Source organism: Anaerobacillus sp. (genome assembly GCF_046314235.1).
In the GTDB taxonomy this organism is placed as follows: Bacteria; Bacillota; Bacilli; order Bacillales; family Anaerobacillaceae; genus Anaerobacillus.
This window is the reverse complement of record NZ_JBKBWN010000002.1, coordinates 317,878-336,839: the sequence shown is the minus strand read 5'-3', so window position 1 is coordinate 336,839 and position 18,962 is coordinate 317,878. Positions and strand designations below refer to the sequence as shown.

Annotated in this window: 20 protein-coding genes and 1 other annotated feature; of the genes, 13 read left to right on the top strand and 7 right to left on the bottom strand. The window is 34.7% G+C overall.

Annotated elements, in window-relative coordinates; translation table 11 throughout:
• The first annotated feature begins 50 nt into the window (after window positions 1-50).
• Together ACK4M9_RS03750 and proS are read left to right on the top strand one after the other, a co-directional pair.
• A complete protein-coding gene (locus ACK4M9_RS03750; RefSeq protein WP_409848148.1) occupies window positions 51-563 on the top strand; it encodes an RDD family protein in 513 nt (170 codons plus the stop codon).
• 120 nt (window positions 564-683) lie between these two features.
• Window positions 684-902: a binding site (T-box leader), on the top strand.
• A gap of 59 nt (window positions 903-961) precedes the next feature.
• Window positions 962-2,398 (top strand): proline--tRNA ligase, encoded by a 1,437-nt coding sequence (gene proS, locus ACK4M9_RS03745; protein WP_409848146.1) that lies wholly within the window; start codon window positions 962-964, stop codon window positions 2,396-2,398.
• Window positions 2,399-2,567: 169 nt separating this feature from the next.
• Here proS and ACK4M9_RS03740 read toward each other — a convergent pair whose 3' ends face one another.
• Window positions 2,568-3,788 (bottom strand): dicarboxylate/amino acid:cation symporter, encoded by a 1,221-nt coding sequence (locus ACK4M9_RS03740; protein ID WP_409848144.1) that lies wholly within the window; start codon window positions 3,786-3,788, stop codon window positions 2,568-2,570.
• Between the two features lie 688 nt (window positions 3,789-4,476).
• Between ACK4M9_RS03740 and ACK4M9_RS03735 the strand changes: the two genes are divergently transcribed.
• From ACK4M9_RS03735 to ACK4M9_RS03685, 11 genes are all read left to right on the top strand, one after another.
• Window positions 4,477-5,082 (top strand): peptidylprolyl isomerase PrsA family protein, encoded by a 606-nt coding sequence (locus ACK4M9_RS03735; protein WP_409848142.1) that lies wholly within the window; start codon window positions 4,477-4,479, stop codon window positions 5,080-5,082.
• 134 nt (window positions 5,083-5,216) lie between these two features.
• The gene (locus ACK4M9_RS03730) at window positions 5,217-6,191 is read left to right on the top strand and encodes a phosphotransferase enzyme family protein (RefSeq protein WP_409848141.1); all 975 of its coding nucleotides are present in this window, start codon (window positions 5,217-5,219) and stop codon (window positions 6,189-6,191) included.
• Window positions 6,192-6,325: 134 nt separating this feature from the next.
• Window positions 6,326-6,841 (top strand): GNAT family N-acetyltransferase, encoded by a 516-nt coding sequence (locus ACK4M9_RS03725; RefSeq protein ID WP_409848139.1) that lies wholly within the window; start codon window positions 6,326-6,328, stop codon window positions 6,839-6,841.
• Window positions 6,842-6,917: 76 nt separating this feature from the next.
• The gene (locus ACK4M9_RS03720) at window positions 6,918-7,340 is read left to right on the top strand and encodes a GNAT family N-acetyltransferase (RefSeq protein ID WP_409848137.1); all 423 of its coding nucleotides are present in this window, start codon (window positions 6,918-6,920) and stop codon (window positions 7,338-7,340) included.
• A gap of 144 nt (window positions 7,341-7,484) precedes the next feature.
• Window positions 7,485-8,183: a hypothetical protein gene (locus ACK4M9_RS03715; RefSeq protein ID WP_409848135.1), complete on the top strand. Its 699-nt coding sequence runs from the start codon at window positions 7,485-7,487 to the stop codon at window positions 8,181-8,183.
• A gap of 139 nt (window positions 8,184-8,322) precedes the next feature.
• Window positions 8,323-9,156, top strand: a complete 834-nt coding sequence (locus ACK4M9_RS03710) for a hypothetical protein (RefSeq protein WP_409848134.1) — start codon at window positions 8,323-8,325, stop codon at window positions 9,154-9,156.
• A 57-nt stretch (window positions 9,157-9,213) separates the two neighbouring features.
• Window positions 9,214-9,486, top strand: coding sequence for a hypothetical protein (locus ACK4M9_RS03705; protein WP_409848132.1), 273 nt, complete (start codon window positions 9,214-9,216; stop codon window positions 9,484-9,486).
• A 52-nt stretch (window positions 9,487-9,538) separates the two neighbouring features.
• The gene (locus ACK4M9_RS03700) at window positions 9,539-10,390 is read left to right on the top strand and encodes a hypothetical protein (RefSeq protein WP_409848131.1); all 852 of its coding nucleotides are present in this window, start codon (window positions 9,539-9,541) and stop codon (window positions 10,388-10,390) included.
• Window positions 10,391-11,038: 648 nt separating this feature from the next.
• A complete protein-coding gene (locus ACK4M9_RS03695) occupies window positions 11,039-11,584 on the top strand; it encodes a GNAT family N-acetyltransferase (RefSeq protein WP_409848130.1) in 546 nt (181 codons plus the stop codon).
• Between the two features lie 147 nt (window positions 11,585-11,731).
• Entirely contained in the window at window positions 11,732-11,860 is a 129-nt protein-coding gene (locus ACK4M9_RS03690) for a hypothetical protein (RefSeq protein ID WP_409848128.1), read from the top strand.
• Window positions 11,847-12,383, top strand: coding sequence for a hypothetical protein (locus tag ACK4M9_RS03685; RefSeq protein WP_409848127.1), 537 nt, complete (start codon window positions 11,847-11,849; stop codon window positions 12,381-12,383). The genes ACK4M9_RS03690 and ACK4M9_RS03685 overlap by 14 nt, the downstream gene beginning before the upstream one ends.
• A gap of 544 nt (window positions 12,384-12,927) precedes the next feature.
• Here ACK4M9_RS03685 and xerS read toward each other — a convergent pair.
• From xerS to ACK4M9_RS03655, 6 genes are all read right to left on the bottom strand, one after another.
• Window positions 12,928-14,013 carry a tyrosine recombinase XerS gene (gene xerS, locus ACK4M9_RS03680; RefSeq protein WP_409848125.1) on the bottom strand — a complete coding sequence of 362 codons (1,086 nt, stop codon included), beginning with the start codon at window positions 14,011-14,013 and terminating at the stop codon, window positions 12,928-12,930.
• A gap of 295 nt (window positions 14,014-14,308) precedes the next feature.
• Window positions 14,309-14,737, bottom strand: coding sequence for a GNAT family N-acetyltransferase (locus ACK4M9_RS03675; RefSeq protein WP_409848123.1), 429 nt, complete (start codon window positions 14,735-14,737; stop codon window positions 14,309-14,311).
• A gap of 252 nt (window positions 14,738-14,989) precedes the next feature.
• A complete protein-coding gene (locus ACK4M9_RS03670) occupies window positions 14,990-16,153 on the bottom strand; it encodes an iron-containing alcohol dehydrogenase (RefSeq protein WP_409848121.1) in 1,164 nt (387 codons plus the stop codon).
• A 181-nt stretch (window positions 16,154-16,334) separates the two neighbouring features.
• Window positions 16,335-17,525, bottom strand: coding sequence for an RtcB family protein (locus tag ACK4M9_RS03665; RefSeq protein WP_409848119.1), 1,191 nt, complete (start codon window positions 17,523-17,525; stop codon window positions 16,335-16,337).
• A 292-nt stretch (window positions 17,526-17,817) separates the two neighbouring features.
• Window positions 17,818-18,045 (bottom strand): hypothetical protein, encoded by a 228-nt coding sequence (locus ACK4M9_RS03660; RefSeq protein ID WP_409848117.1) that lies wholly within the window; start codon window positions 18,043-18,045, stop codon window positions 17,818-17,820.
• A 127-nt stretch (window positions 18,046-18,172) separates the two neighbouring features.
• Window positions 18,173-18,946 carry an SDR family oxidoreductase gene (locus tag ACK4M9_RS03655; RefSeq protein ID WP_409848116.1) on the bottom strand — a complete coding sequence of 258 codons (774 nt, stop codon included), beginning with the start codon at window positions 18,944-18,946 and terminating at the stop codon, window positions 18,173-18,175.
• Between the last annotated feature and the right edge of the window lie 16 nt (window positions 18,947-18,962).

Genomic DNA, 18,962 nt, shown 5'->3' with positions numbered 1-18,962 from the left:
TATGTAAAACTTGGGAACCGTGAGGCTGAAATAATAAGGAAGGCAAGTTAATGAATGCTTCATTTCTACACCGCTTCAAAGCTTTCATTATTGATTACATCCTTATTTTCATTTATTTAGTCGGAATCTTTATCTTTAGTGTATTTTTATTTCCATCTTTACAGACATTTTTCACAGGTTCACTTTTTGTAGCTCAGTTTACAGGTTTTTTATTGGTAACTTTTCCTGTATCACTTTATTTCATAATTAGCGATTCCAACATTGGTGTACAGTCTTTCGGAAAAAGGAAAGTTCGTATACGAGTTGTTGGAACCAATGGAGAGGCATTATCATTTCTACATGGAACTTTTCGAACCTTCCTTAAGTTTTTGCCTTGGGAATTATCACATTTCCTTGTTTACCGACTGATTTATATAGGTGATGGTGAAGTACCGTTCGCTCATTATTTGCTAGGCGGATTCATATATGCACTTATTTTTGCATATATATTGACAGCCATTTTTACGAAGAAGAAACAATCCCTTTACGATATAGTAACAAAAACACATGTGGTAAAGGTCTAAATAACACAATAAGCAAAAACTAAAACATTTTTTTTTATTATTATATCTGCTTAGTAATTTTTGATTATGTATATTGATACTTGAAATTTTTTCAGCGAATTGTTATATTACTTTTTAAATATGGAATCAATGATGTGACCAAGTAAATAAGGATTGTGAAACAGAAAATATAGCCTTTGGCTGAAAGCTATATCACCACTTCTTATTGAACCCTACCACGGAGATGTTAGTAAAAGACTAACCGAGTCGTTTCGTTACAAACGTTTAGAGGACATAATATTTTTTATTATTGTCGAACTAAGGTGGTACCACGTCTATTAGCATAAAGACGTCCTTTATTAAGGACTCTTTATGCTTTTTTTATTTAAAAAGTATTTTATTTCTCAGGAGGAAAGACGATGTCACTAAAAACAAACGATTTTTCAAAATGGTATATTGATACTATTCAAAAAGCTGATTTAATGGATTACACACCAGTTCGTGGTTGTATTGCATTTAAGCCAGATGGGTATGAAATATGGGAACACATTCGAGAAGAAATGGATAAACGTTTTAAAGAAACTGGTCATCGTAATGCATACTTCCCGATGTTAATTCCAGAATCCTTCTTCCAAAAGGAAAAGGACCATATTGAAGGATTCTCACCAGAGCTTCCTTGGGTAACAGAAGCTGCAGGAGAGAAATTAGAAGAACGTTTGGCGCTGCGTCCAACTTCAGAAACAATGATTGGACATTTGTATTCAAGCTGGATTAAAAGTTATAGAGATCTCCCAGTTTTAATTAACCAATGGGCAAATGTATTTCGCTGGGAAAAGAAAACTCTTCCGTTTATCCGTACCTCTGAATTTTTATGGCAAGAAGGTCATACTGCACATGTGGATGAAGAAGAAGCACGTAACGAAACAATGCAAATGTTAACTATTTATAAAGAAGTCGTAGAAGGTTTACTTGCAATTCCAGTTTATGATGGGCAAAAGACACCATTAGAACGCTTTGCTGGTGCGATTGATACATTCTCGATTGAAGCAATGATGAAAGATGGAAAAGCCGTACAAGCAGGTACGTCGCACTACTTAGGTACAAAATTTGCGGAAGCATTTGATATTAAATATTTAAATAAAGAAAACAAACATGAGTACGTGCATACAACTTCTTGGGGTACATCTACACGTTTAATAGGTTCCGTTATTATGGTTCATGGGGATGAGCAAGGACTTGTTTTACCACCAAAAATAGCACCAACACAAGTTGTTTTAATTCCTGTTGGTCCTTGGAAGAAGAACCCGACAATTATTGAGAAGTTAGATGATATTTTCGTTGCACTGAAAGCAGAAGGCATTCGTGTTCGTCTTGATGATTCTGACCAATCACCTGGATTTAAATTCAATGAGTGGGAATTAAAAGGTGTGCCTGTTCGTATTGAATTGGGACCTCGTGACATAGACAATAACCAAGTGTTAATGAAAGCTCGTGATGAGGCTGATAAAGTATCCGTATCTATAGAAGCTGTAGTAGAAAGCATTAAACAAGAGTTAGAAACAATGCAAACGCGATTATTTGAAAAAGCAAAGGCTTTCCGTGAAGAACATTCACACACACATATCGATACGATGGAACAATTAGAGCAACATCTAAGAGACTCTGATCAAAACGGGACTATCCCTGGTTGGATTTTAGCTGGTTGGTGTGGTGAAAATTCTTGTGAAGAAAGTGTAAAAGAAAAAACAAAGTTCACAACACGGAATATTCCATTTAACCCACCAACTCAAAAGCAAACATGCCTTCATTGTGGTAAAAAAGCTAAATTTACTATTTGGTTTGCTCGTGCCTATTAATCTACGATTGTGATATAACTATCGAGTGCATTAGTCCAAAAACCTTAAAAGAAGCCCAAATATGCATCATATTCGGGCTTCTGATTTATCATCCAGGAGTGCATTTTTTTAACTTTTTCACTTTCCTACTCTACTTGTTAACATAGTCTCATAAGTTTTTAAAAGCAGCTTAGGTTGTTGAGTTTTGTTTTTCTTCTGCTGCTGAAATTACAACCGCACAAGCTGCATCACCAGTAATATTAACGGCTGTACGAGTCATGTCTAGAATTCGGTCAACAGCTAACACCAGGGCAACCCCTTCAACCGGAAGGCCTACAGACGTTAAAACCATCGTTAACATGATTAAGCCTACCCCAGGAACCCCAGCTGTCCCGATACTAGCTAATGTCGCCGTTAAAATCACCGTTAGTAAATCCCCAAATGATAAGTCAATCATGTAAACTTGAGCAATAAAAACAGTCGCTACTGCTTGCATGATAGCAGTTCCATCCATGTTAATTGTTGCGCCTAATGGCTGAACAAAGCTACTGACAGACTTAGAAACTTTTAAATTTTCTTGCGCTGTCCGCATTGAAACTGGAAGTGTAGCACTACTACTAGACGTACTAAAAGCAACGATCATTGCAGGAGCGAAACCTTTAAAAAATTCAATGGGATTTCGCTTTGCTAAAAAGGCAATGGCTGATCCATACGTAACGACAGCATGAATTAATAAGGCACCAAGTACAGCAAGCATATAAAGAACCATCGCTTGTAAAGCATTTAAACCTAATTTCCCAATGGCGGATGCGATTAAAGCAAAGGCACCGTATGGAGCGATTAGCATCACAATGTTAACAAGGTACATCATAACTTCATTACCTTGTTCTACTAATCTTAGTAACCCTTTTGTTTTATCACCAAGTCTAGCTAATGCAAAGCCGATTAGCACGGAGAAGGCAATGATTTGAAGCATTGTTCCCTTCGCCATAGCATCAATTGGATTAGTAGGAATAATGTTTAGTAAAGTTTCGACGATTGGTGGTGCAGAGCTTGCTTCAAAGTCAGCGGTACTAGTCTCAAATCCACCACCAGTACCAGGTTGAATGAGATATGCCAAGGAAATACCAATGACAAGAGCAATTGCGGTTGTTATTAGATAAAAGGAAATGGTTTTACCACCGATACGGCCTAACTTCTTAGGATCACTAATCCCAGCAGTTCCTAAAATAATTGAAAAGATGACAAGTGGTACGACAAGCATCATGATTGACTTTAAAAATAAGGACCCAACAGGAGTCAATAGATAAGCATCGACAGTTTCAAACCCACTAGGAATGAGAAGGTTAAACCCCAAACCGACAATGAGACCTAAAATAAGAGCAATAATAATCTTTTTTGTTAAACTCATAGATATTCCCTCCTTATTTTTTAAAAAATTTTCCATTTACAAAAATTATGAAGCGCTTACAATAAATATGATCGTTTTTAGAATTATCTGATAAATTAATTCGATCTTTTAAAATGGATTGAGGGAACTTTACTAAAAATCGTATCAATATACGGCGTAGGTAAGAAATTTTTTAAACACATTAAATAAAGTTAGTTGTAAAAAAAAGGATTTAATTATTGGTTAATTATGTTAAAGTTTGATTAGACAAACATGACCTTGTGGAAAGGTAATTTAACGATAACGATTAAACAAATGAGCTGAAGAAGAATAGGATGAAAATTGAAACTTTCTAGCTAACAGGTATTGAAGCGTCCTCTGATGCACCACCGAACTTAGTTCGAAAAAGGAATACCCTGAAAGTAAAGGCTGGTACGGTTGTTTCTATAGATTTCGAGACAGCTCCGATTCATTACGAGGTGAGGACTTGGGATGAAACTAATGCCGTTACTGGTACGTATACTGAAATAGATACTTTAAGTCATAAAGGGAGAACTGTCTTTGAAATTCTGGCAACTTGGGAGCAGGGTACAGCGAGTTATTCTTTTTTATTGGATAATGATTAGTTTTTATTGAAGAACCTTATTTGATAGCGGAACGGAGTTCTACTAAATAAGCAGAGTTTCTAAAAGAAAAGAGGATGGGTAAAATGAAAAAACTACTTTTTGTGACAATAGTAACAGTGTTAGCACTTACTTTAAGTGCTTGTGGAAATAGCAGCTTAAAAGCAAATACAATAGCAGAGACTGAGTTGACGGAGAGAGAAAAAGGAATACTCTCAACTACCTCAAATCAATCTTTTGTATTTGACTATAATATTGAAAGTGAATATAAAAAAGTAACTATCTGGATTGAAAAATATGAATTTGGAAAATTGGTTGATGAACCAATAGGAGGCATGACAACTGAGGTAAAGGATAAGGGTTCTATTATCTTTACAGCTTTTAAGTCAAACGACACTCAAAATCAAACTTTATTTAATGTTGGTGTAAGCAATAATGGAGACACTGGATCTTTTAATACCTCTGATATCATTTCAAGTAATGGTACAGACGGTATGTTTATCTCATGGGGGAACATCAGCGAAGCCATTGATATTACTAACGGAGAGGTAGTATTAGCGAGTATCTGTTATTCACAGGGTAGTACAATGGCTTCACGCACCTTAGAATTTTACAGAGATGTTGAAGGCCATATTCACGAAATTAAAGACTATGATGTTGTTTATCTACTTAAAAGTAAATTCAGCAATTAGAATTTTTACCAGTTGCATTTATTGCAGCTCTTTTTTTCATAGGAAATATTACTTAATTAACAAGCGTTTTATGAAAGATTGTTCCGAAACTTTTTTCTTAACAATCGGATTGCAATGGTAGAGGCGGTGGAATTATGGACGAAATTGTTTTAGCTAAAGGTGCAGCGGAATTTAGTGTTGATGTGTCTACATTACAACTAATTGGTGGTTTTTCAGATAATGTCTTTGAATGTATTAGAAATAATGAAAAAGTGATTTTGAAATTTTATCCTAGCTCAACGTACAAAAAAGACTCGATTATGGCAGAGTTGGATTGGATCAGCTTTTTATTTACATCAGGAGTTAACGTAACTGAACCACTCTATTCTGCTAACGGTAAACTTTTAGAGGTCATTGAGTTAGATCATGAAGAAAAATGCTATGTTCTAGCCTTTGAGAAAGCAAAAGGTAGACTTGTTAATACCTCTGATAGTGAAACTTGGAATGAGAAAATCTTTTATAAATTAGGGCAAACACTTGGAAAAATCCATTCCCTATCGAAAAAATATCAACCTACTCAAAATATAAAAAAACAAGATTGGAATATGGGCTTCCTATTTTCGAAACCTCTTGACCATATAAGTGAAGGTGTAGTTGCTAAGTGGAAGAGGTTTATGGAGGAACTTAGTAAACTACCAACGGATACTGATGACTATGGAATGATACATAATGACCTGCATCAAGGAAATTTCTACCTCTACAATAATGAAATTATCCTTTTTGATTTTGGAGATTGTGAATATAACTGGTTTATTTACGATATCGCAATTGTTTTATACCACGCAGTTCAATCTATTGCTGAGACAAAAGGAAGAGAAAATTTCGCTTCAATTTTTATTAATTCGTTTTTACAAGGATATCAAGAGGAAAATAAACTTGAAAACTATTGGTTAACTAAACTGCCATTTTTCTTAAATTATAGGCAAATTTATTCATACATCTATTTTGAAACGTTTTTAAATGAAGACCAAAAAAACAATGAAAAAATTAAACAACTACTGAATGCTATGAGGAAAAGAATAGAAAGTGATACACCTTATCTAAATCTTGAATATGAAGATTTTACATAACCAATGTGAACACCTGTTTTTTAAGACGAGCCCATTTTCTACAGTTCGTTTTGGAGGAGAGTTTGTTAAACAGGAATTAAACTTCGATAAAGAGAATTATTTAGATATTATCAATATGGAGCGGAGTTGAACCGATGAACACCCAATTAATATTAACAAGACTAAATAATAAAGACTATATTAAAGAAATTGAAAGTGAATTTGAAAGGCGTGGGTTAAGAAGAACAAAGGGATATTTCGAAAAATGTTATTTAGAAAACATCAGTTGTAAAAGAGTAACAATTTTAGCTTACAATTCGGGAAAACTGGCTGGTTGCTGTCATGTAATAAAAGATTCAGTCTATCCATATTTTAATCAAAATAACATTCCAGAAATTAATGATTTAACTGTGTTCCCTGAGTACAGAAATAAAGGCATTGCTGGCAGTATCATTGATGAGTTAGAAAGAATTATTTCTAACACACATAATACAATAGGCATTGGTGTCGGTCTTTATAAAGATTACGGAAATGCACAAAGACTTTATTGTAAAAAAGGCTACATTCCGGACGGGAACGGAATTCAATATAATAATGAACAAGTAAAGCCAGGAACACATGTATTTGTTGATGATGATTTAATTTTGTATTTCACCAAACAGCTAAATTAGTTCCTTTTATAAATAATACGGATAGTTAAAGAAGCTTTTTCTTCAGTTTACAATAAAAACACTGGGAGAGTTAATTATGTCAGTATACAGATTAACGAAAAGCGATACAGATATAGGAATTGAAGTAACTCGATTATTTTTTGATAGAGAAGCAACCAAACAAGATGTTAACAACTTTTTATCGGATGAAAACAATTATTTATTGATTTATCGCTATAAAGATGATCTAGCCGGCTTTGCATATGGATTTGAACTACAACGATTTGATGGAAGAAAGAATATGATATATCTGCACCAAGTCGAAGTGCTCCCGAAATTTCGTCAATTAGGTATTGGAAAGGAATTAATGGAAGCTTTTATTGAAATTTGTAAAGACAAAAATTGCAGTAGATTGTTCCTGATTACCAACAAATCCAATGAACAAGCAGTTGCTCTGTATAATAGTGTTGGTGGAAGAACGCTACATGATGATGATGTTGTATATTCTTTTCCGTTTTAAGTGCTTGTAAATGGTTACGCAAAATATTAGATTCCAGAAACAGAAAACTGCAACTAAGACGTTTAAAATTTGGTTCTTACATTTAACTGTGTTGTGCTTTTGTCACCTAACTAAACTTGGAGAAATATATAGAGAGAGGCAACAATGATGAAGGTATTTAAGGCGGAAAACCCAATCAAGAATGTGTCCAATGCAGCTTCTTACGTTGATACACCACTCGGAAAAATTACATTTGATATGATCATTAATCAAGTATTTCTTTCTACAATAACTACTAAAGATTGCTTTTTCGAATTAATTAACGGTGGGAAACTACTTAGTTATGAGCATCGAGACTTTATAGCGGAGTTGGTGATATGTAAACCAGTAATAAGATTGCCTGAGCATATGAATATAGATGGAGCCTTTGGAGCTGTTTGGAGAGTAAAATCAATTTTGGATAACTTAAGTTGTGAGTTTCATACAGTATTGAACCCTAAACAGTCAATTGACATAGAAGGTGGAGTCGATAGTGGTGAGGGTTTAGAAGGCATCACATGGAACAACAAAGAATGTCAGCTTTCTCTAGGAACTCAAGATGGTGTAACACTTGTTCATAGGTCAAAAATAAATGACATGATGCCTAATTACTTCGATGCAGAGGATGAAATTTCCCAACATAATATTGTTAAATATCTAAAAAATGGTGTTATTGTACCAATTCCAAAAATGATGAAGGATGAATTATGCCAAATTCACTTTGTAATAGCTTGGACAAAGTATAAAGATGAAGAGGATTGTTCAACTTGGTTTGTGGTAGACATGGACAGTAAAAAGATCCTGGTAAATGAGGGGTTGTATTAATTGGTTTGAAGTGATTACCCCCTTTTTTTAAAGCGAAGAAAATCCAATGTTTAGCAACTGAAAGTTAGTTAAAGAAGGAATTTATTTCCTAATGACGAATTTGTATTAAAATATACTAAAAGGAGTGACTATTAAATGTGTGGGATTAGTGCGTAAAAATCAGGAAAGAGATCTAAAAATTCCTAAGGATCGTCAAACTATGTTGGAAGTAATTGAGCATGACCTAATAACGGATGAAAATGTATTAGCTGTTTTTTATGGCGGTTCAATAGGAAACCAAAACACAGATATCTATTCTGATATTGACCTTCGTATAGTTGTCAAAGATGAAGTTTTTGAAGAATACAGGTTGAACAAAAAAGAGAGAGCTAAAAACTGGGGAAGAGTATTGTATTTTGAAGATTTTCCTTGGGCGACTTATAGCGTTGCTCATTATGATACTTTCGTTAAAGTCGATTCGTTTTATTATAATACACAAGATATTCAACCATCTGTTTGGCTCGAAAACATTCGCATTGTTTATGATAAAACTAAATTTATGGAAGCTGTTTTAGATAAATCGAAGCTTATTTCATATCGACCTTCCGTACAAGAAGTTGAGGTATGGAGAACGAAATTTTTTGCATATGTTCATGAAGCATATCGAAGAGTAAACAGAAACGAAATGTATTATGCCTTACAATGCTTAGATTATTTAAGAATGTCTATGGCAATGGCTTGGTATATGGAGAAAGGAATTCAACCTAATTCATTCGGCGATTGGGCGAAAATTGAAGGTGAAAGAAGTGAATTGCAAAGCTGGCAGCTTTCACTTTTAGCAGATTGGGATAGCGGTAGAGAGCCGGATGAAATAATGAATGTTATAAAAAAGATGATTCCTGAATTTAGAAAAATACATAAGAATTTATGTGAAAAGGTTGCAATTAGTGAAAATCCTGAATGGGTTGAAGAAAATTTAGAGATGGTTTTATAACGCTTGTGTTATGTAACGATTTTTTACCATGATCAAAGTGAGGATTCGGTGAAAACAATGAATAATAGTCGTTGGCTGATAGTATGCGTACTGATTTTATTTGGAGTTTTAGCGCTTAATAAAGGAATAGATTTATGGTCACTTGGGACAAACGTTGATGGAGATGGGATTGGATTGTATTTTTTAGGTTTCGAAATAAATGACAGAGTACCAGAGGGAAGTATTCCCTCGTATGCAGTTGCATTTTTAATAGTTAGCTTAATTGCCTTAGTTACTTCTTTGCTGCTTATCGGAATGAATTTAAAATTAAGAAACAAAGCGTCACACTAACGAGAGGTTTAGCATATGAGCTACATATAAAATTTGAGAGAGGCACATGAACATGAGAGTAATTACTATTTTTATGACAGGCTTAATGATGTTACTACTAACTGCATGTAGTATTCAATCTAACAATATACCATCTGAATATCAAAAGCAGGAGGCTACAAGCACTCCTGAAACAGAAGAAACCGTAGCGTTTGATCCACCAAATGTTGCTGAAGTCTCCTTTCAACCACTTGAACTCAATGAATTATTAGAAGGCGAGCAACGAGAAAATTGGGACTATATTAAATCTATTCCTCTAACTGTAGTAAATGAAAAAGACGTTACTTTTCATGTTTATAAGGATATCGACGCAAACGGTTTGTGTAAGGATTCAACCGTTACACTTTTAGAATATGATGGTAAAACATATGAACTAAATGAATGTACATCAGAGAGGCTACTACAAGAAGATCCCGAGGAAATAGGGGCTTTATATATCATTGATCACCTTTTTGAAGACCAAGAGGGGCAACAAATCGTCCTTTCAAGTATTGAATTACTAGCTAACGGGCCAGGAAGAATGATGTATATCATTTATGACATTTATGAAGAAAAATTTTTAACATTTGAGGATTGGGGAACTCCTTTTATTTCAGACTTAGAAGAAGCCGAACCTTATCTTGTTATTCAATTTCCAGGTCTACATATGCATTCACCAGATGTGAACATAAACAGGTGGATTAATGGGCAATTCGAAAAAAGTCAAAGTTTAAAAGAAGCTTTAGGATTAAGCAATCAACAGGGATACATAGAATTCAATGAAAGTAGCAAATTTTTCATTGCTTACTCACCATTGGATACTGATGATCAAGAGTTTTTGGAAGTACAGTACAAATATGAAAATGGTAAACTAGTTAAGCAATAATTTTATATTTACTACAAAATAATCCTTCCACCATGAGAGAAGGATTATTTTTTTGATGTGCAGCTTCATTGTTGGATAAAGTGGAAGTGGTAGGGATTAAGAGAATGAATTGACTCAACTAATTAAAAAGAAATATTTACATTTACTTCTATATATTGTAATATTTTAATTAGATAGACAAAGGAGGGACTCAGTTTATGAAGCCAACTAATTGCTAATATTATTTTGAATTAATGAATAATATTATTTCTTAGCAGCTAAATTTACCTGAATGGTAAAGTTTATTTGCTGTGCTCTAATAAGAAATTAGCAATTTAGATGGATAGTAAACTTATTTCCTAATATAAATTAATAAATAACGCCTTTTTAGTTATGCTATATTGCAAAACTTAGACTTTCTTTGGATAAGTCTATTATTTAAAGGTATTTTTATAAATTTAGGTCATGAGAAAGTACTTTCTTATGGCCTTTTATAATTTTTGACCAGTCGATCACCACTTCAAATATTCGAGAAATTTAAGTGGCGGGTAGTCACAATCGAAACTAAAATTTTAGACGCCAACATTTAGAAAAAAGGGTGTATTTCCATCTAAATTACATAGGGCACATGTATCAATTACCTAAAAAACTATTGGAGGAATAAATAAAATGAGTATATTAAATAAATTATATTTTCGTGATTTATTAGTAGAAGAATGTGACCGGATATCAGAAATCGATCCTAGTCAGTATATTGAAAAAGTCTGGCGGAACATAGACGGTGAGTATCAGTTGATTACAATTGATTATATGGAAGAAGATTGGCCAGATGGCTATGAAAAATATCGTGATGCACTGAAAGGAACGATTCGAGCAGGAGGTGTAGCAATCGGAGCATTCAATGAAGAAGAAAGATTAGTTGGGTTTGTAACATTAAATGATGGCTTTTTCGGAGAAACAGCAAAGTATGTATTACTAGATTCGATGTTCGTTTCTAAAGAATTTCGTAACTATGGAATAGGCAAACAGCTGTTTCAGAAATGTGCTGAAAAGGCAAAGGAGTGGGGAGCAGATAAACTTTATATGTGTGCGGCATCGTCACAAGAAACCATTGCATTTTATCGATCACTTGGCTGCGTCGATGCAAAAGAGGTGAATAAAGAGCTTTTTGAAAGTGATCCACGAGACATTCAGTTGGAGTATGACTTAAATTAATTAGAGTTAAAACAGGGCTGTCCAAAAAGTTTGATTTAATAAGAAGTTATCAATTATTTTCCCTAGAATAGTAGATGACATATCTTCTATTAGGGAAGAAAGTATTTTTTTCAATTGAAAGACAAAAGAAAAGAGGTTTTTTACATTATGACTTATGATAAGATGGCTAATGATAAGTACATGCCCTTCACATTACATTATATGGATTCTCCTATCTTACCATATTCAATGCCAGTCGAATTAGAACAAGAGGTTAAAAGATATGATGAAAAATAATAATGGAATGGGGTTAATCTTGACCCTTCTTATGGTAGTTTTACTTGGAGGTTGTAATAAAATAGAAGTTGGATCTTTAAAATATCCCTATAATTTTGAAGGATATTCTGAATATCACTTCACCTCTGAAGAGGTTCCACCTTTTAGATTTAAATATCCTGCTGGCTGGATTATAGAAGAAATACCAGCTATTAAGGCTTCAGATGGGATTGAAGCAAGTCCCGATTGGGGAGCTAGAATTTATCAAGAGGGTTATGAAGAAAATACAGTGTATCTTTTTGGTTCTTTTAGTCCTACATCTATTATCTATGAGCCAACCTATTCAAAAAGCGAATTTATTGTAAATGAGTTAAGAAAAGGTGACTCATACACAAAGATTGCAGGGGGGACAGTATCCATATATGTTTTATATGATAAGGGAGCCGATACTGGCTATCAAAATGCAATTGTCAATATGGAAGAAGGTTTTTATAAACAGCATAAGGAAGTAATTTGGCACATCATAGCAAGTGTAGAATATTAGAGTTTTAAATGTTAGATAGTTTAAAAATGTCTTAGTTCAAAGCGGACTAAGACATTTTATTTTTAAAGTTTAATTAGGTCTTGTGAGGAAACCCCAAAAATTAATTTTGTCTCAAAACTTAAAGTATACTTAGTGATTGAGACCGAATTGATAATTTTTATATTGGTGCGCATAATATATATTATGTAAACTAGAAATAAATTTTTATGTAACTATATACGTATCTCCTTTCACCGTATAGTAAATGGGACTGCAATAATGGATGAAGATCGATTGCGACTTTTACCAATCCCTTTCTAAATTCCTGTGTGTCGTTGTCCCTTCGAAAAACAATCATAACTATTGGAAATTGATTGGTTTCCATGTATAATATACATAATAGCTTCCTAGAATAAAAAATGACCGAGTGCTACAACACCCGGTCTTAGCAACAACATGCCGCAGGTTTGCGGCTAAAACCTTAAAAAGAATAAAGAGAAATAGCCTCCTTACTGGTCGTCAGGGTGGCTATTTCTCTTTATTTAGATAGACGACAATAGTAATATTATTGTTCTTCCTTCGGTAAATCCATCTTCTTTACAGCTGCACCTAGCTCATCATTTTTAATATGCGTATAGATCATTGTTGTTTGAATTGATGAATGTCCGAGTTGTCTCCGTAATTTAGGGACGTCGTTGATCGCTGAGTGATATCTAGTTGCAAATGAATGTCTTAGTTTATGAACGGATAGTGACGATTTTCCAAAAGCGGTCGCATATTTTTCAACTAGTTTTTCAATGGCTCGCGGTGTTAGGCGGCGCGTTGTGCCTTTTGGACCCATTGGTGATGATACGAACAATGATTTCATTGCTTTTGTAATCTTGTAACGTTCATTACGGACAGCTAAATATTCTTTAATATCTAACATCGCTTGATCGCTAATGTAGACGTATTGTTCTTTATTACCTTTACGGATCACTCGAACGGTATTTTTTTGAAAATCAATGTCTTCAATATCGAGTCCAACTAGCTCAGATAAGCGTAGTCCAGAGCCTAATATAAGCGAAATAATCGCTGTATCACGTTCACGATTTTTTATATGGAAGTTTGAAAGTTTTTTATTATCCTGGTTTGCTAGACCATAATCGTGGGCAACAAACTGTCTAAAGTCGTCATATTCATCACCACGTAAAATTTTCCCTTCCATACGGTTAGCTAGGGTTTCTTGATCTTCTTTAATGTTATTTAATTCAATTTTGGCCATGACATTGCGCGATAAATAAGGCTCTAATTGACTTGTTTCAGCGACGTTTTGAAGATAGTTGAAGAGTGACTTTAACGCAGATAATTTGCGATTAACCGTAAGTTTTGAGTTATTTAAGCGAAATTCAAGAAATGAAAGGAAATCTTCAATTTGCTGTCGGGTAAGTTTTTCTAGTGTACTAAGAGGAATTTCTTTACGTTCGCCTTTGAAAATTTCCTCAGCTAAGATCCAATCAAAAAAGATGATGTAATCATGACAGTAGTTTAATAATGAAGCTGGAGAAAGTTTTCGTTTTCGTTTATCTATGTATTCAACAACATACCAAGGAAGTTGTTTCGTTTTTTCTTCGATTCGTTCATAATAACGGAGTTTGTTTTCTTGGCTCATTTTAACACATCCTTTCTTCTATTTTACAAAATATAGTTTACTTCGTCAAATTTATATTTTACGTAATAATGTATAGATGGGATTTAATGTCCCTATTTACTAAACTGTCTGTTCAAACTCAAAAAAGTTCCTAGATTACAGGTTTGAGTCTTTTTTGGGATAAAAAATTTGAACGGATATCTATAACTTCTTTTTCATTTTTTAGCTCCTGAAAATTATTGCAGTGATTTTGAAGTTTCATCTGCAATGGAATTTCAGTTAAGTTTTTACTTATCTAGTGATGCAATCTTACTATCTAATGTATTTGTTTATAAAATCCAGTGGCTTTTCCTTCGAACCCTCTACGAATATAATATTGGTGAGCATCGTTTCTTTCAGTCCGATTACCACTATTTAAAGAAATCATATTCGCTCCCTGGTTTTTAGCCCAGTTCTCAGCTGCCTCTAATAGCTTAGTGCCAATACCTTTACCTCTTAATTCAGAATTAACTACAAAGGCAACAACCCTTATATAACTTTCACTTTTTTCAAAACGGTAACATAAAATCATCCCAATCATGCCAAGCAATTTCTCATCTTCTTCGTACACAAAAGTTTGATAGGTATTGTTTGACAGTATATTAGACATTCTATATTCCATCTCATTAATATCCGTAGGGTAACCCAATTCTCCCATCAACTCGGCTAAACCCACAATATCCAGCTTCCTTGCTTCTCTAATCATTTGTTCTCCCTCCCACAAAAGGTCTACCATAATATTACCATATTTCTTTATCCGAATTTAATAGAACTGCTTCGTTCGTTTCATAGTCCAAATACCAGTAAACCTGTGTGTATTACTATGTATATTATAACTAATTGAGGAGGAAACATTGATATAAAAAAATAAACACATGTGATTTATATTGTTAAATCGCATGTGTTTATTTGCAACTAATTAGTGAACCATTTACAAAATAGCCAAGTCTTCTATCTTTTATCTAGCCAGGTTAAAAATTTGACGTACATCTTCTTCATGTAACTTCACAAAGTTACCTAGCGGCCATCTTTCTGTTGCCTTTTTCGCCATTTCATCAAAATGCTCATCAGCAATGTTCGCTTCTTTTAATGTAACAGGCATACCAATTGAACGGAAGAATTCTTCGATTTTCTTAATTCCTGCTAAAGCTGTTTTTTCTAAGTTGTTTAAATCAATCTCTACATCCCAGACACGATTTGCAAATTGAGCAAAGCGATTTACGTCATGTTTGTATACATATTTCATCCATGCCGGAAATACAATTGCTAGTCCTGCGCCGTGTGCAATATCATAAATGCCGCTAATTTCATGTTCGATATCGTGGCTTGCCCAATCACCAATTCTTCCTGTACTTAATGAATCGTTGTGAGCAATTGTTCCAGCCCACATAATCTCAGCTCTGGCATTATAATTTGTTGGCTCATTGATCACAGTATGAGCGTTATTAATGATCGTTTTTAAGGTCGCTTCACATAATCGATCGGTTAATTCAACGTTCTTTTCATTTGTAAAATATCTTTCTAATATATGAGCGATCATGTCTGTGATCCCACAGGCAGTCTGATAGGATGGTAACGTATATGTAAGAACTGGATTTAAGATGGCGAATTGCGGTCTCATGTTTTCATGACCAGTTGCTCTTTTATATAAGCCCTCTTCATTTGTAATAACTGTTCCACCACTAGTCTCACTACCTGCAGCAGGGATCGTTAAGACAACACCGATTGGTAGACATTCTTCCACTGGTTGTTTTCCAGTAAAGAAATCCCAAACATCGCCTTCATATTTCGCCCCAGCAGCAATAGCCTTTGCAGAATCAATGACACTTCCACCGCCGACAGCGAGAATGAAGCCAATGTTATTTTCTTTACAAATAGAAACTCCTTCACGAACAAGGCTAACTCTCGGATTGGGTTGTACACCACTCAATTCAAAAATTTCAATTCCTTGCTCCTGTAATGACGTAATAACTCGGTCGTATAAACCACTACTTTTAATGCTACCACCACCATAGTGTAAAAGCAGTTTCTTACCAAATACAGCAGACTCTTCGCCGACTGATGTTTCAGTGTCTTTACCAAAAATAATCTTTGTTCTGTTTTGAAAAACAAAATTTTGCATATCGAAGTTCCCCCTTTTTACATATAGTAATCTTTAACAAAAAATAAAACAAGCGTTAACACTAGAGCTAGTGCGTATTTCGGTAAATCAAGAATCTAATCATTCAGATGTTCCAAAGAATATTGAAGAAAATAGCCTTTTGCATAAGAAAAAGAAGCTTAGAAAGGCTCTCTAAGCTCCGCTAGTTTGCTTTAAAGTTATACAATGGCTTCATGATCGCGTCGATGTGAACTGCATCCTCTGTATGTTTTAGTATTTCCTCTAGAGGTTTATATGCCATTGGCGATTCGTCTAGCGTCTTTTCGTTGACCGAGGTGGTCCAGACGTTTTTCATGGTGTCTCTAAAATCCTCTAGCATGACAGTTTCTTTTGCTTTGGATCGACTCATTAATCTTCCAGCACCGTGTGGCCCTGAGAAGTTCCAATCTGGGTTCCCTTTTCCTGTTGCAAGAATACTTCCGTCCCGCATATTGATAGGAATGATCACGCGTTCGTCTTTTTGAGCAGAGATTGCGCCTTTTCTTAAAATCATATTTTCAATGTCAATATAGTTATGAATAGTCGTAAACGAATCCTCAATGATCCATCCCATTTTTGTTACAATATCATCGACCATCGCTTTTCTGTTCAGTAATGCGTAATGTTGGGCAATTTTCATGTCGTTCATGTAATCATGAAAGCCCTGCCCTTCAAGATAAGCGAGGTCCTTACTTACGGTTGGTTTTTGTAGTGCTTTTAAGGCTTCCTCGATTTCTGATGCGCGCCCTTCTCTTTTTAGCTTTTCTACCAGTTCTTTTCGTTGTTCACTTACTTCTGTCAATTCTTCATAAGCTCTTTTTTGATAATATTCTGCAACTTGTTTTCCAAGGTTCCTTGACCCGCTATGAATGACAAGGACAATGTGGTCATTATATTCATTCACTTCAATGAAATGGTTTCCACCGCCAAGTGTTCCAATGCTATCTTTTGCTCGCTCCAATTTAAACGGGCACCTTACATTTCGGAAGTCAACTTTTTTAGAAAATGGATGACGATTGTTTCTTGCACGACTGCTAAAACCACTTGGAATATGTTTTCTAATTACATCGTCTAGTTCTTCAAAATCGACTTCGTCTTTGTGTTTGTTAATGAAGGCTACTTCCATGCCGCAGCCAATATCTACGCCCACCAAATTTGGAACGATTTTATCTTGGATGGTCATCGTAGTTCCGATCGTACACCCTGCGCCAGCATGTGTATCTGGCATGATCCGAATTTCACTTTCTTTAGCAAATTCTTGATCGCATAGCTCAATGATTTGCCCCATCGCTGTTTCTTCTACATTGTCAGTAAATATTTTTGCAGTGTTATATCTTCCCTTTACTTCAATCATCGTTTTCTCCTCATCACATTATTGGTTTCAAATTATCTAATAATCTTGATTTTAACAAAAATATCCAAAAGTAACTAGATCTTAATGGGTTATTTGCTCTAATTAAAATTGTGACATCGAAGAACTATGACTAAATTTCAAAAAAATGCTTTAGAATCCTAAAAAGGCTATTCCTAAATGTCACCCTACCTTGCCGAGCTACTACTACAAAAAGTGTCTGTTTCTGCAGATCCGTAGCGTAGTCAAGGTAACAATGACTTTTGGAACAACCTCACTCATTTTTCAAAAATGACTATATTTTCTTTCTTATATCTTCTCTAAGTGATTCAATGATATTTTCAGGTAACGCTGCTGGAGTTGACGTACCCTCCTTAAACTGCCATGCGTTAATTAGTTCAAGGTCCGCCTTTTGAAAAGTCACGCTATAATCTTTATTACTATGAGTAAAATCAGCTGTAACATATTCTTGACCATCAATATCGTCGTCGATAATCATCTGTTTTATTTCATATATACCCAAGATCTGATCTCCTTTTCGTTTCATTACCTTTAGAATTAACTTTAAATGGTTAATTATTCAGTTTTAACTAACTAGAGATCATCCTTTGTTTGTCCCTTTTCGCTTAATAAACGTAGTCAGGTTTCGCTCACCTTCTAAACCCACCCTCTGAATGAATGATTTGCCCAGTTATCCATTCGGCTTCATCACTGACGAGAAATTTAATCGTTTTTGCAACATCTTTTGGTTCGCCTATTCTCCCAAGTGGAAATAATGGTAATAGGTCCTTCTTTAACGCTTCTGTCATCCAACCTGTGTCCGTTGGTCCTGGATTTACTGCATTGACAGTGATCCCTAATGGAGCAAGTTCGGCAGATAATGTGATTGTTAGAGCGTCAACTGCTCCTTTTGTTGTTGCATACGCCAACTCGCCTGGCATTGGCCCTTGAAATTGGCCTGAGGTGAGATTAACAATTCGCCCACCGCTTTTCTTAGTAAACTTTTTAGCAAATTGTATACTTAGAAGCGTCGTTGCACGAACATTTACATTATAATGCTTATCTAACTCGGCTGCTGTCAAATTAGAATAATCATTATTCGTTGAGTACACGGCATTATTGATTAAGATGTCCGGAAAGCCAAGTTGCTCAACGACGCTATGTAGAAGCTGCTCAGGTGCGTCAGAATTAGACAAGTCAAGTTCCTTACATGCTACCTTCACACCTCTTTGTAATAACTCTTCCTTTAGTTTCATTGGCTCATTATTTTCAATACTCCAAGGCATTTCTTTGTCATAATCCGTCCAATACGTAAAAAATATATGATATCCAGCTTCAGCTAATTCTCTACAAATAGCTGCTCCGATACCTTTAAGGCGACTTGCGCCTGTAATAAGCACAATCTTTTCTTTAATCAAAGTCATAAATTACATTCCTCCA

Coding starts and splice junctions, on each gene's coding strand:
- ACK4M9_RS03750 (WP_409848148.1), top strand. CDS start 51: ATGAATGCTTCATTTCTACACCGCTTCAAAGCTTTCATTATTGATTAC.
- proS (WP_409848146.1), top strand. CDS start 962: ATGTCACTAAAAACAAACGATTTTTCAAAATGGTATATTGATACTATT.
- ACK4M9_RS03740 (WP_409848144.1), bottom strand. CDS start 3,788: ATGAGTTTAACAAAAAAGATTATTATTGCTCTTATTTTAGGTCTCATT.
- ACK4M9_RS03735 (WP_409848142.1), top strand. CDS start 4,477: ATGAAAAAACTACTTTTTGTGACAATAGTAACAGTGTTAGCACTTACT.
- ACK4M9_RS03730 (WP_409848141.1), top strand. CDS start 5,217: ATGGACGAAATTGTTTTAGCTAAAGGTGCAGCGGAATTTAGTGTTGAT.
- ACK4M9_RS03725 (WP_409848139.1), top strand. CDS start 6,326: ATGAACACCCAATTAATATTAACAAGACTAAATAATAAAGACTATATT.
- ACK4M9_RS03720 (WP_409848137.1), top strand. CDS start 6,918: ATGTCAGTATACAGATTAACGAAAAGCGATACAGATATAGGAATTGAA.
- ACK4M9_RS03715 (WP_409848135.1), top strand. CDS start 7,485: ATGATGAAGGTATTTAAGGCGGAAAACCCAATCAAGAATGTGTCCAAT.
- ACK4M9_RS03705 (WP_409848132.1), top strand. CDS start 9,214: ATGAATAATAGTCGTTGGCTGATAGTATGCGTACTGATTTTATTTGGA.
- ACK4M9_RS03700 (WP_409848131.1), top strand. CDS start 9,539: ATGAGAGTAATTACTATTTTTATGACAGGCTTAATGATGTTACTACTA.
- ACK4M9_RS03695 (WP_409848130.1), top strand. CDS start 11,039: ATGAGTATATTAAATAAATTATATTTTCGTGATTTATTAGTAGAAGAA.
- ACK4M9_RS03690 (WP_409848128.1), top strand. CDS start 11,732: ATGACTTATGATAAGATGGCTAATGATAAGTACATGCCCTTCACATTA.
- ACK4M9_RS03685 (WP_409848127.1), top strand. CDS start 11,847: ATGATGAAAAATAATAATGGAATGGGGTTAATCTTGACCCTTCTTATG.
- xerS (WP_409848125.1), bottom strand. CDS start 14,013: ATGAGCCAAGAAAACAAACTCCGTTATTATGAACGAATCGAAGAAAAA.
- ACK4M9_RS03675 (WP_409848123.1), bottom strand. CDS start 14,737: ATGATTAGAGAAGCAAGGAAGCTGGATATTGTGGGTTTAGCCGAGTTG.
- ACK4M9_RS03670 (WP_409848121.1), bottom strand. CDS start 16,153: ATGCAAAATTTTGTTTTTCAAAACAGAACAAAGATTATTTTTGGTAAA.
- ACK4M9_RS03665 (WP_409848119.1), bottom strand. CDS start 17,525: ATGATTGAAGTAAAGGGAAGATATAACACTGCAAAAATATTTACTGAC.
- ACK4M9_RS03655 (WP_409848116.1), bottom strand. CDS start 18,946: ATGACTTTGATTAAAGAAAAGATTGTGCTTATTACAGGCGCAAGTCGC.